Consider the following 13,309-nt stretch of genomic DNA (forward strand, 5'->3'; position numbering starts at 1 on the left):
ATGTAATTTTATACTAGAACCCTAAGTTCGTCGAAGGGAGGAAGTAAAAATAGGAATTATTTACAGGTGAAGGTTTAGGAATTTTCCTTTTCTGCTATCTCATCAAGCATTTCCAAATAAATGTCTTCTACATGTTCTCTTGCCCAAGTCATTCTTCTTAAAAAGCCAAGACTCGATTTCATGGTTGGATTGTTTTTAAAACAGCGAATGTTTACGCGCTCTCCTAAATATTCCCAACCATAATACGCTACAAGTCGCTCTAATACCTGTACTAGTTTTACTCCGTGAAAAGGATTGTTTAATTCTTCTTCCGTAGCCTGTCTTCTTTTTTTTCTTGTTGGGTTGGCAGCATTCAAGGCATCATTACTCAGTGGTTCAAGTGCAGATTTAGAAACTTGTTCAGATGCGTTCTGATGATCAGTCGACTCGTTTTTTATATCCATTTTGATATGTTTTATAGCGTGTTCAAATGTACTAAAATTTGCAGGAAGCAATTGCTTTGAACGAGCCGACTGATTTTAATTCAATACCGATGATTTACTATGCTTTATAATTCAGTAAAAGAAATTACATATTGTATACTCCACCATTAATATCAAGCGTAGCACCGGTAATAAATCCGTCATATTCTGAAGCCAGATATAAAACGGCTCTGGCCACGTCATCAGCATTTCCTGCTCTTTGTATAGGAATACCGGCCGTAGTAGCTGCTGCGGATTCTTTAGTAGTGTGTGTATTGTGAAACGAGGTTCCTAAGATCAGACCAGGAGCAACCGCATTGACTCGTGTTCCTTGTGGACCTAATTCAGCAGATAAAGCTCTTGTAAAAGTTAAAATGGCTCCTTTACTGGTAGAATAAACTAACGATCCTGGATGTCCGCCTTTTCGCCCTGCAAGCGATGCCAAATTAACAATACTACTGTTTTTATTTTTGGCTAGGTGAGGAGCTGCCGTACGTGTTACAAACATCATGGATGTCATGTTTATATCCATTACTTTGTGCCAAAATTCTGCGTCCATTTCGCTTAGCATTCTTCTTGCTACAAGAGAACCTGCATTGTTGATGAGTATATCCAGTCCTCCTAAGGCTTCTATTGTTTTTTCAACCAGAGTAGTTGCATCGGCTTCTTTGGTTAAATCACCAGCGATAGCAAGTGCTTTTTGTCCTTTAGAAATTGCGTAGGCTACCAATTGATTTGCCGTATCTGCACTCGAAAAATAATGAATGGCAACATGGGCGCCACGATCAATAAAGTGTTTGGTAATGGCTTCTCCAATTCCTTGAGCTCCTGCGGTTATAAGAACATTTTTTCCTGTTAGTTTATTTGAATTCATAAGTATTGTAAATTAATTTATTTAATCGTTTTTTTCGAAATAACCTTTGTTTGACACGGCAGCATTACTTACCGAGATACTTGCGGTTTTAAACCATACTTCGGCATAATTTCCATCTTCGTATTGCTTTGGAATATCACCTCCATGGGTTTCAGCTCCAGAGCACCAGTTTTTATTTACTTCAGGAGATTTTCCATTTGTTTGGTTGTAAGCACCTAGTTTAAAGAAAAGACCTTCACCTGTATAAGCATTTTTACGCTCTACACCATCTTGGCCAATAGGAACAAACAATTTTTGTGTTTGCATTGGAATGTCGGCTTTGCTTGCGTACTCCGATACAATTAAGTTTTTTGTAAATGTTTTGGTTTCATGACCTTTACTAGAAAAGGTTAAATGCATTAGACCTTCTTTGACTTCAATTTTATAACTGAATTCTTCGCCCAACTCAATTCCTTCTGTAGGTTCTTTAGGATAGGTGTTGGCCTCAGTTCCAACAAAAGAAAAATCGTTCCCCCAAACAGCAGTTGAATAATCCCATCTAAAAGAATTGTCAGCACCAGCAGTATTAATTTCATAATGCCAAAAGACAGAACCCTTTGTGTGTCCTGGGAATTTCTTGTAGAATATTTTTAAAGGCTCGTTTTCATGGGCGTCAGCACTATGAATTTGACCTACAACAACGGCATGTGAAGCGGCAACACGAGCATCACCTGTAGCGGAAACGTTCATGACTTTTAAGGTAGCTGTCAGTTGATCATTGGCCGTTTTGGGATACCATTTTTTCGACTGGGCCAATTCAGTTCTTGTATTGTTAGAGGTTCCATGGGTGTCACCAGCATTTGGCGCTTTAAAAACAACCCAATTAGTTTTACCGTCATTTTCAGTGTAAAAGAACTTTTTATCTTCAAAATTAGTGGCAATCCCAGCGTTTGATCCATCTCCTAAAATTAATTTCCAATGATCGAAAAAAGGAATAACATCGCTAGCGTATACCTTTTCCTTCGCTTTCGTTGTATTTGTCTCCGTTGAAGGCTTGTTTTTTTTATTCTTACAGCTAGTTAAAACAAATAGGAGGCTTAGAATTAGCATGCTATTGGTAATAATTTTTTTAGAATTTAATGTACATAGTTTTTTCATTTTAATTGATTGTTTTAATATAGTTTGATAATTTAAAGAAGTGTTGCTTCATCATTTTTGTGGCAAGTTCAGGGTCTTGCGCTTCTATGGCTAATAAAATAGCTTCGTGTTTTTTTATCTCGATATGTACTAGGTCACCTTCACAAACGGTAGCTCTTTCGTAAGTTTTTAAAATAGGAGGTATTAATAAAAGCATTAAGGAAACCATGGTGTTATTTTTACTCGCTTTAGCAATGGCTAAATGAAATAATAAATCTTCTTCTAAATAATCAGTTCCGAGCGTGATTTTATCTTTGAATGCATGCAAAGCACTTTTTATTTGTTGCAAATCACTTGCTGTTCTTCTTAAGGAAGCCAATCGAACCATCTCCAATTCTAAAGAAATTCTAGTTTCTACCAACTGATTAAAGGAAGGAGCTTCTAAGGCAATTAATTCATCAATAATTCCGTTAAAGGCATGTAAGCCAACAGACAAAAGTGTACCACTTTGCGATATGGATTTTAAGACACCATAAAATTCTAATTTTCGTATGGCTTCACGAATATGATTTCTCTTGACATTAAATTTTTCTGACATTATTCTTTCTGAGGGGAGTTTATCACCACATTCCAAATTTTTAGCATTGATCAAATCTCTAATATTACAAATGATTGCATTTTGTAGGGTTCTATTGGAATTTTCATCTATTAAACTTATTTTCATGAGTATTCACAGTTTTCTATTGGTTATTCTGTTTAGTGTTTTAATTGGATAACCAGATTGGGCACCCAAATATAAGTGTTTTATTTTTAATAATAATTTGAAAATGCGGTAATTATGGTTTTTTGTTGAAAACAACTATTCAAAATAAAAAGAGGAAGTAGGTATAAAAGTACTATTGGATAGGGCAAATACACGGGTTTCGATGCGTGAAAAATCAGACATAAGAAAGCCCAATGATTCTTGAAAAAGTTCATTGAGCTCGTAGTGTTAAGTACTACTTATTTTAGATAATTGTGCTATTCAAATTTTATAGGTAAGCTATAAAAGGCTTCCACAATTTTTCCGTTTTTTTCTGCGGGTTTCCAATTGGGCATATTTTCAAAGGCTTTGCTTATTTCTTTGCTGATAGAAGCGTCTAGTTTGCCACTTAATTTGAGATTTTTTATTCTTCCCGTTTTGTCCACAACAAAATAACAATGCGAGGTTCCTTTTTGTTTGTGGGCTGAAATATTTTTTTCGAGATAGGATTTTAGCTTTTGTCTTCCTCCTATAAATTCTGGTTGTTTGTCAACATAATGATAAGGTTCTTTAAAGTCTGTATCGGTGACAATGACTCCCATGGTAATGGTCAGCATTTCTTCGTCGATTATGTCATCAGTAGTTTCGCATTCAATTTTATCTAAGTCAGGTATTGAATCTTGATGCGGAGAAATCAGCGCTTCAACACCATTTTCAAAGTAAGCACTATCAGAATCATAACAGCTACTCAAAACCAAGGTTGCTGCAATTGTGCAGATATACAAAGGTGTGTTTTGGAATAAATTTGCTGTGCCTCTATTGTAATTTAATATTATTTCTTCAGGAGTTAATTCAAAATCTAGTTGATTAGAACAAACTCTACCACAAATGGAACCTGCTTGTTTTTTGTCTAAAATTTCGAAAATTTCCTTTTTGCTTTTCTTGGTAAAGTCTACAACAGACTTGTTGCAGCTACTACAATGTCGTGAGTTGATACCTAATTTCATGACACCCCAGGTTTCAGAGCAAGGATTGTTTATTCTAAGTTTTGTGTTCTTTTCCATACATCAATTTTTGTATGAATAACCAAATATTGCTCCAAAGTCATGTAAGTTTAATTTTTTGTAAAAATTAGATGGGCAAATACGGATGCTATCTGATCTGGATTTTTAGGCTTGAAAAAATGCATATAGAATTTATACGATAAAAACAGGACAAATCAGGACAGTTGTATAGTGTTAAAAAATTAATTTTACGAAAATGATAGTTTAATACGTATGAAGAAAATGAATTTAAAACTTACTTTAATTGCTGCATTATTTGTTTCTGGAGCTTTTCTTTCCTGTCAAACAAATGAAGAACCTATTGATAAAGAAGAGGAAGAGGTAGTCGTGGATCCTGAAGAAGAAAAGGAAGAAGAGAAAGAAGAAGAAGAAGAGGAGGAACAAGAAGAAGTGGGGCCATATTCTGTATATATTGCCGATGAATTAACAGGAAGTTATGCGACTTGTACAGAGGGGAAAAATAACTCAGATAGAAGTACTGCCGATATTCCAAATGCTGTTAACCATGGTACAATTGACGATAGGAGTTGTTATTCCGACTATTCTGAAGTTGATGCCAATGGCGTTGTTTATGGTGTTTATAATATTACAGATGGTTCCAACCATTTAGATGCGCCTAATACTTTGCAACCACGTATAGAACGTTCTTTGTCGAGGTCGCAAAAAACAGGTATAGGAAGCTATGTTAAATTTAGTGGTAGGGTAAGGATTCTTGAGGTAGGAAAAACAAGTAGTGATGGAAGTGATGGAACTTACATTATGCAAGCAAAAGGAAAACACACTGGAGAAGGTGGTTCGGCAGATCCAGCAATTTGTTTGTATTTGGCAAAGCCTATATATGGAAAGGATAGCAATGGGAATACGACGCAAGTTTCTTTTAATTTGTATCGTGAACAAATAAAAGTAAGAGGAGGATCTGGTGCTTCTGGAAGGGATGTTGTGTTTTTAACGAATATCAAAAAAGGAAAACCTACAGATATCGTTTTAGAAGTTGGATTTAGACAAGACCCTAATGATGCCTCAAAAAAGATACATTATGCAGACGCCTTGATTGGAGGACTTGCATTTAATTTTAATATCCCAGAACCGGAACGTGGAACACAATCAGGTATTCGATATGGTGCATACAGAGTTAAAGGTGGTAGAGCACAAATTAGATGGGCAAATACAAGTTTTGAGAAAGTAGAAAAAGACTAATAAAGAATTTTTATTAATGTGATAATTTAGTTTTAAGTAGCAATGAGGCTGTCTGAAAAGACAGTCTTTTTTGTGTGAATTAAAACGCTGTATTGCTTTTTACAGTTTTAATTTGGTTTTAGATCCAACTTCATAATCGGTAAAAAACGATATGGAATAGTTGTTTTTAGCTTGCCTATGACATGAAAACCGAAGGCAATATAAAATTTTTTAGCATTAGGGTCGGCATTTAGGGTGACTTTTACAAAACCTGATTTTTTAATTCGTTTTAAAAAATCAGTCATCAGTTTTTTACCATAGCCTTTGCCAATAAATTTTGGATCTACAAATAGGAAATTGAGTTTTATGTCAGTTTTAGTCTCGGCTTGGTAGGCATAAAAACCAATCAGTAAATCATCAATAACTAGTTTATAGACTTGGTTTTCGGAAATGTACTTTTCTGTAATTGTTAATTCCGGTCGCCATGCTTCAATTTGCTCTTGGCCATATTCCCAATACGATTTTGAACGAATGGTTAATTCCGTTAAAATACTTGCATCAGGTTTTTTGGCTTTTGTGATGGGCATAATTAAAAATAGTGCTATTTGAAATAATAGCAAAGTTTTATATTTATCAAATTTTTTTAAAAATTTTCACGAAAAAAGCTTACAAAATCAATTACTTCGATTTGTAAGCTTAATGTAATAATGCTAATTTTTTTGGAGAAAAGAGTTGCTTTTTACTTCTGATCTTTGTTTGCAACTGAACGATTTCTAATTTTCTTCCCGTTTAAATATATCAAGCTTGTAGCCTAATCCGACCCCTAGCCATAATTTATTATCAAAATTCCATTTATTTCCAATACTTCCTAATGCATTGTCAAAGCCTAAAAAGAATCCTAATTCAAATTTTCTGATATCACCAACTATACCTATCCCATATGAAAATGACGCAACATTTACTTCAATATCTTTTTTAAGGTGTTGTAAGTTCGTTGAAGTCGATATTGAATCGAGTTTCTGAGAACTTAGGCCTATAAAAGCACCAATAGTGATACCTGATGTTTTTTCTTCCATACCATCATATTTATCATAGATATATTTTGCTCTTCCTAATTTGTAACCGACAAATACATTTGCATTAATATCCTTCTCAATTGATGAATTACTAGTTATTCCATTATTTTTCACACTTGGATGATATTTAAATGGAATTGTAAGAGCTGAAAGAACTCCACTATTCTTGCGAAAACTCACGGATTCTCGGTTTCGTAACTTGATGAAATATTTCTCATCAGGTACAAAGGTATATTCGTTTTTCTTTATGAGTTTTTTGTTTTTATCAAGATCATAATAGGTTTTATTTTTAATTTCTTCTAACCAAAAATTAATAAGAAGACTATCTTTAGATACGGAGATATTTGCTTTATAGAAACAGTCCTTTTTTTCTTTAGAGTATAAAGGTTCTATTTTGTTTTTATTTACGTAGATTATTTTAAAATTATTTTCTTTTATTATTGAATCTTTATTGAATGAATATTTTATCCCGCTATGAATTAATTCGTTTGATTTAGAAAGTTTATAATCTTTTGTAAAAAAGATAGTATCTTTTTTTTTCACTTCGATAACTTTATAAACTTGATAAGAAACATTATTATATTGCTCATTCTCTATTAGTTTATTGTCTTTATCAGTTTTTGGCTTTTTTAATAATTTTATTTTGGCATACTTTTTAAATTCTTCTTGAGAATTCATATTATTCACAGAAAAAAAGATTATCCCAAGTGTTATCAATATTAGTTTTTTCATAGTTGATATTTTTAAATTAGTTTTGTTGTCAACGGTTTGTATATTAAGAGTATGCAATTTAGAAGTACAAAATTTTTGAGTAAGTGCAAAGTTTGATACGGTATATAGACCTTGGGTTTAGAACAATTTGGATTATTTTTCATATACATTGTTGTAATTCGTTTATCCTACTTCACCAGGAGAGTTTGGTTGGCAAGTATTATCAGAGCAGCCTCCACTTGGGTCGGCAGGATCATTAAAAGCACCATAAGGATTTAATACATTAGGCCATATTGAAATATGAGGTGTCATTTGAAATACATCCTCATAGTCACGAAGTAAATTACTATAATCATTGTTAAAGGTGTTATTTATTTGAGTCCTTAAGTCATTATTATTTTTAGCTTCTTTTAAAAGGAGTGTATCCATAGGAGAATGATGTACAAATCCTCCTAATTCTTTACAAAAATTATTATAATCTTTAGTAAACATTAAAAATGTGTGCCATATTTTATCAATATTTCCAGTTAATTTATAACTCTTTTTAGTCGCATTTACTTTAGCTATGACTAACCATTTTTTTAATTCTATGGCTCTTAATTCAGCTGTTTTAGTATCGACTTTTTCATCTTTTTTATGCCTCTCAATGATTTTTGATAAATCATAGTCCTTTATTTTTTCAAATAAGTCACGTGATTCTTGAATCTCTAATTTTTTCATGTTTTTTGTTTTAAAATTTCAATTGATTGCAACAATTGTTCACGATTATCGACAAATTTTGTTAATAAAAAAGAATAAAATCACACTTCCAATAACATTTTTACAAATACTTAAAATAGGAGTGGTGTAAGGCGGTCATAGCAATTTTAAATCTGTTTAACTTCTAGTTGCTTCAACATTTTTGTATTTCGAATACTCCAAATATAGCCTCATCAACAGCTCCATAAAATACCCAACAATGGGTAAATTTTGATTTTCCTTCAATGCATTCAAAAATTAGATACTATAATCACACGATTGTTTTTAGGAGGATGCCTTAGTAGTTTCCTTTTCAATATTTATTTTTACTTTAGCCATTCAAATTTTCAAAAGGCAAACAATGGCAAAGCAATACAAATGGGGAATTATAGGTTGTGGTAATGTAACAGAATTAAAAAGCGGTCCTGCTTATAAAAAAACAGAAAATTTTGAGTTGCATGCTGTTATGCGTAGAAATTTGGACAAAGCAGAGGATTATGCCAAAAGACATAAGGTACCTAAGTTTTACAACGACGCATCTGCTCTAATCAATGATCCAGAAATTAATGCGGTTTATATTGCAACCCCGCCAGATTCTCATAAAGAATATGCATTACAGGTAGCAGCCGCAGGTAAAATTTGCTGTATAGAAAAACCCATGGCGCCAAGTTTTGAAGAATGCCAAGAAATTAATGAAGCTTTTCAAGAAAAAAATATTCCGCTTTTTGTAGCTTATTACCGTAGGTCGTTGCCAAGGTTTGAGCAAATAAAATCGTGGTTGCAAGAATCTAAAATAGGAGCTGTCCGCCATGTCAATTGGATGTATACCCGTACACCAAGTCCGGTAGATTTGTCGGAAGCATACAATTGGCGTACCGATGAAAAAATTGCCCCTGGTGGTTATTTTGACGATTTAGCCAGTCATGGTATGGATTTGTTTGTGCACTTTTTTGGAGAAATTACCACAGCGAATGGAATTGCTGTGAGTCAACAAAATTTATACACGGCCAAAGACGCCATCGTTGGAAACTGGTTACATAGCAATGGAGCCACAGGTTCTGGGACATGGAATTTTGGTGCGGATGCTAGAGTGGACAAAGTAGAAATTATTGGAACAAAAGGAAAAATCACCTTTTCTGTGTTTGATGAAGCGCCAATTTGCTTGCAAACGGAAACCGAAAATATCTCTTTAACAATTGAGCATCCAGAAAATGTACAGTTGTACCATGTAAATAATATGGAAGCCCATTTGTCAGGAAAAGCAATTCATCCGTCTACAGGTAAATCGGCAATGCATACTTCTTGGGTTTTAGATAAACTATTAGGGAAATACTAAGAAACAGCGATTTAAATTGTGGAGTTTCCTGTTAAAATTAATAGGGAATTCTGTATCTTTGCCGACTAATTTAACCGAAGTTATTTTTACAGATATGGCAAATATTAGAGAGGTGTTAAAAGAAAAAATTCTTGTACTCGATGGAGCTATGGGAACCATGTTACAAGCGTATAATTTTTCAGAGGAAGATTTTCGTGGTGAGCAGTTTAAAGACTGGAAATTGTCTGTAAAAGGAAACAACGATATGTTGTCTATTACACAACCCGACGCCATCAAAGCCGTCCACAGAAAATATTTTGAAGCTGGTGCAGATATAGTGGAAACGAATACGTTTTCTAGTACAACCATTGCCATGGCAGATTATGAAATGGAGGCTGAGGTATATCAGTTAAATTTTGAATCAGCAAAAATTGCTAAGGAAGTGGCCGATGAGTTTACAGCAGCCAATCCAGATAAACCGAGATTTGTGGCGGGTTCTATCGGACCTACAAACAAAACAGGTTCTATGTCGCCAGATGTAAATGATCCTGGGTTTAGAGCTATTACTTTTGACGAATTACGTGTTGCCTACAAGCAACAAGCAGAAGCTTTGCTAGATGGTGGAGCAGATATTTTATTGGTAGAAACTGTTTTTGATACGTTGAATGCAAAGGCAGCTTTGTTTGCTATTGAGGAAGTAAAAGAAGAAAGAGGAATCGATATTCCCGTAATGCTAAGTGGAACTATTACCGATGCCAGTGGTAGAACTTTATCAGGACAAACAGCTGAAGCTTTTTTAATTTCTGTTTCGCATGTGCCTTTGTTAAGTGTCGGATTGAACTGTGCCTTAGGGGCTAGTGCTTTGGTTCCGCATTTAGAAGCTATTTCGAGCAATACAAACTTTGGTGTATCGGCACATCCAAATGCTGGTTTGCCCAACGCTTTTGGTGAATATGATGAAACACCTGAAGAAATGGCGGCTCAGATTAAAGAATATTTAGAGAAAAATTTAGTAAATATTGTTGGAGGTTGTTGTGGTACTACTCCAGGACATATCAAAGCAATTGCAGAGGTGGCTAGTCAATACAAACCACGTAAAGTAGCTTAAAATCATAGCTTTTGGCCATTGGCCTTTAGTAAGATGTGTAAAATAGAGAATAGCCAAAGGCGAATAGCTAAAAGCAAAAACAAATGATCAAACAAACGAAATACATGAAGTTGTCTGGATTAGAACCATTGGTTTTAAGTCCTGATATGAACTTTATAAATGTAGGAGAAAGAACCAATGTAGCCGGATCACGTAAATTTTTACGTCTAATCAAAAATGAGGAATTTGATGAGGCTTTGGCAATTGCCAGAGACCAAGTTGAAGGAGGAGCTCAAATCATCGATATCAATATGGATGATGGAATGATCGACGGAAAAGAATCGATGGTTCGTTTTTTACATTTGATCATGGCAGAACCAGATATTTCACGTGTACCTATCATGATTGACAGTTCTAAATGGGATATTATTGAAGCTGGTTTGCAAGTTGTGCAAGGAAAATGTGTGGTAAATTCAATTTCTTTAAAAGAAGGAGAAGCTGTTTTTCGTGAGCATGTACGTAAATTAAAAATGTATGGTGCCGCTGTTATTGTCATGGCTTTTGATGAAGTGGGACAAGCAGATAATTATGAGCGTCGTTGCGAAATTGCAAAACGTTCTTATGATATTATGGTCAACGAAATGAATTTCCCGTCAGAGGATATTATTTTCGATTTAAATATATTTCCTGTCGCAACAGGAATGGATGAACACCGTCGAAATGCTATTGATTTTATTGAAGCGACGCATTGGGTTCGTACCAATTTAACAAACGCAAGTGTAAGTGGGGGAGTAAGTAATGTTTCTTTTTCTTTTAGAGGAAACAACGTGGTTCGTGAAGCCATGCACTCTGTGTTTTTGTACCATGCCATTCAAAAAGGAATGAACATGGGGATTGTAAATCCGGCCATGTTAGAGGTGTATGATGACATTCCTAAAGATTTATTAGAGCATGTTGAAGATGTTATTTTAGATAGAAGAGAAGATGCCACAGAACGTTTGTTAGATTTAGCAGAGTCTTTTAAAGGAGGTGCAGGTAAAGTACAAGTGCAAAATTTAGAATGGCGTGAAAAACCATTGCAAGAAAGAATAACCCACGCCTTGGTAAAAGGTTTGGATACTTATATTGTTGAAGATGTAGAGGAAGCTCGTTTGTTAGCTGCAAAACCATTAGAGGTCATTGAAGGGAATTTGATGATTGGAATGGGGGTTGTTGGCGATTTGTTTGGAGAAGGAAAAATGTTCTTGCCTCAGGTAGTAAAGTCGGCACGTGTAATGAAAAAAGCCGTGGCCCATTTAATGCCATTTATTGAAGCAGAAAAGGACGAAAATTCTAGAGCACAAGGAAAAGTTTTATTGGCAACTGTAAAAGGTGATGTTCACGATATTGGAAAAAATATTGTGGGGGTTGTATTGGCCTGTAACAACTATGAAATTGTTGATTTAGGCGTAATGGTTCCGCCAGAAAAAATATTAGAAGCAGCTATTGAACATAAAGTAGATGTGATTGGACTGAGTGGTTTGATTACGCCTTCTTTAGATGAAATGGTTCATATAGCGAAAGAAATGAAGCGTTTGGATTTTAAAATTCCATTGCTAATTGGTGGAGCAACGACTTCTAGAGCGCATACAGCAGTGAAAATTGCACAGCAGTACGATCATGGAGTGATTCATGTTTTGGATGCATCACGTTCTGTACCAGTTGTGAGTACTTTAATTAATGAAGACACAAGTCAGGAGTTTTTAGACAAGACGTATGCAGAATATGATGTTTTACGCGATGGCTATTTGAATCGAGCTCGTAAAAAAGTGTATTTGCCTTTAGACGATGCGCGAAATAATAAATTCCGTATCGATTGGAAAGCGGAAGATGTATACAAGCCAAATAAACTAGGAGTACAGGTCATTGATAATTTAGATTTGAATGAATTGGTCCCTTATTTAGATTGGACACCTTTCTTTCAGTCATGGGAATTACACGGAAAATATCCTGCCATTTTAACCGATGAGGTTGTGGGTACACAAGCAACAGAATTGTTTCAAGATGCCAAAGAAATGTTGCAAAAAGTATTGGATGAAAAATGGTTTACTGCAAAAGCAGTTTATGGATTATTCCCTGCAAATACTATAGAAAACAATGATGATATTGCGGTGTACACCGATGAAACAAGAACGGAAGTTTTAGAAACTATTTTAAGTTTGCGTCAGCAATCTAAAAAAGGATCCGGAAAACCAAATATTGCCTTGGCCGATTTTATTGCGCCTAAGAAAACAGGACTAGAAGATTATATTGGAGGTTTCTGTGTTACTACAGGATTTGGGGTAGAAGAAATTGCAGAAAAATACAGAGCCGATTTAGACGATTACAATAGTATTATGGTCAAAGCTTTGGGAGATCGTTTTGCAGAAGCTTTTGCGGAATATTTACATGATAAAGTTCGTAAAGAATTTTGGGGCTATGCTTCTGATGAAAACTTATCTAATGAAGATATGATTCGTGAAGAATACCAAGGAATTCGTCCGGCGCCAGGGTATCCTGCTTGTCCAGACCATACCGAAAAAACAACACTTTGGCGTTTGTTAAACGTAAAAGAAAATATAGGTGTAGAGCTGACAGATAGTTTGGCTATGTTCCCAACTGCTGCCGTTTCTGGATTGTATTTTGCACATCCTAGAGCAAGGTATTTTGGATTGGGTAAAATTACCAAAGAACAAGTACACGATTTCGCTGAAAGAAGAGGGTATACCCATGAAGTGATGGAACGCTGGTTGGCACCGAACTTGAATGAGTAGTTTGAATTAAGTATCAGGTATCAGGTATCAGGTATTTTGTAGAGGTGCTTAAAAAAATCAGAAGTTAAATAGGTAGATTGGGCCTATTGAAGTATAAAGAATTCAAACCTAACAGGTTTTCAAAACCTGTTAGGTTTTTTTTTGTGCTTGTTTTAAG

General features: G+C 34.8%; 12 protein-coding genes. 4 read left to right on the top strand and 8 right to left on the bottom strand.

The features are described 5' to 3' along the window. Positions 1–74 precede the first annotated feature (74 nt). From FGM02_RS15040 to FGM02_RS15060, 5 genes are all read right to left on the bottom strand, one after another. Positions 75–443, bottom strand: a complete 369-nt coding sequence (locus FGM02_RS15040; RefSeq protein WP_139959322.1) for a VF530 family protein — start codon at positions 441–443, stop codon at positions 75–77. Positions 444–567: 124 nt separating this feature from the next. Beyond that, on the bottom strand, positions 568–1,335 hold the full coding sequence (locus tag FGM02_RS15045) for an SDR family NAD(P)-dependent oxidoreductase (RefSeq protein WP_139959323.1): 768 nt from the start codon (positions 1,333–1,335) through the stop codon (positions 568–570). A 21-nt stretch (positions 1,336–1,356) separates the two neighbouring features. Continuing rightward, positions 1,357–2,472, bottom strand: coding sequence for a polysaccharide lyase family 7 protein (locus tag FGM02_RS15050; protein ID WP_243739420.1), 1,116 nt, complete (start codon positions 2,470–2,472; stop codon positions 1,357–1,359). A gap of 1 nt (position 2,473) precedes the next feature. After that, positions 2,474–3,175 (bottom strand): FadR/GntR family transcriptional regulator, encoded by a 702-nt coding sequence (locus FGM02_RS15055; protein ID WP_139959324.1) that lies wholly within the window; start codon positions 3,173–3,175, stop codon positions 2,474–2,476. 296 nt (positions 3,176–3,471) lie between these two features. Then, the gene (locus FGM02_RS15060) at positions 3,472–4,257 is read right to left on the bottom strand and encodes an energy transducer TonB (RefSeq protein WP_139959325.1); all 786 of its coding nucleotides are present in this window, start codon (positions 4,255–4,257) and stop codon (positions 3,472–3,474) included. A gap of 222 nt (positions 4,258–4,479) precedes the next feature. On the opposite strand from FGM02_RS15060, the gene FGM02_RS18095 reads away from it, so the two are divergent. Then, the gene (locus FGM02_RS18095) at positions 4,480–5,454 is read left to right on the top strand and encodes a hypothetical protein (RefSeq protein ID WP_166461198.1); all 975 of its coding nucleotides are present in this window, start codon (positions 4,480–4,482) and stop codon (positions 5,452–5,454) included. Between the two features lie 107 nt (positions 5,455–5,561). Here FGM02_RS18095 and FGM02_RS15070 read toward each other — a convergent pair whose 3' ends face one another. From FGM02_RS15070 to FGM02_RS15080, 3 genes are all read right to left on the bottom strand, one after another. Next, entirely contained in the window at positions 5,562–6,020 is a 459-nt protein-coding gene (locus FGM02_RS15070) for a GNAT family N-acetyltransferase (protein WP_139959326.1), read from the bottom strand. A 186-nt stretch (positions 6,021–6,206) separates the two neighbouring features. Next, on the bottom strand, positions 6,207–7,241 hold the full coding sequence (locus FGM02_RS15075; protein WP_139959327.1) for a transcriptional regulator: 1,035 nt from the start codon (positions 7,239–7,241) through the stop codon (positions 6,207–6,209). A gap of 162 nt (positions 7,242–7,403) precedes the next feature. Then, positions 7,404–7,940: a glycine-rich domain-containing protein gene (locus tag FGM02_RS15080; protein ID WP_139959328.1), complete on the bottom strand. Its 537-nt coding sequence runs from the start codon at positions 7,938–7,940 to the stop codon at positions 7,404–7,406. Between the two features lie 379 nt (positions 7,941–8,319). Here FGM02_RS15080 and FGM02_RS15085 point away from each other — a divergent pair, with 379 nt between their 5' ends. The 3 genes from FGM02_RS15085 (at position 8,320) to metH (ending at position 13,152) form a co-directional block, all read left to right on the top strand. Next, on the top strand, positions 8,320–9,294 hold the full coding sequence (locus FGM02_RS15085) for a Gfo/Idh/MocA family protein (protein ID WP_139959329.1): 975 nt from the start codon (positions 8,320–8,322) through the stop codon (positions 9,292–9,294). A gap of 94 nt (positions 9,295–9,388) precedes the next feature. Further along, on the top strand, positions 9,389–10,381 hold the full coding sequence (locus FGM02_RS15090) for a homocysteine S-methyltransferase family protein (protein ID WP_139959330.1): 993 nt from the start codon (positions 9,389–9,391) through the stop codon (positions 10,379–10,381). 83 nt (positions 10,382–10,464) lie between these two features. Beyond that, a complete protein-coding gene (metH, locus tag FGM02_RS15095; RefSeq protein WP_139959331.1) occupies positions 10,465–13,152 on the top strand; it encodes a methionine synthase in 2,688 nt (895 codons plus the stop codon). Positions 13,153–13,309 lie beyond the last annotated feature (157 nt).

The sequence above is a fragment of the Flavicella sediminum genome, assembly GCF_006381105.1.
GTDB lineage: Bacteria > Bacteroidota > Bacteroidia > Flavobacteriales > Flavobacteriaceae > Flavicella > Flavicella sediminum.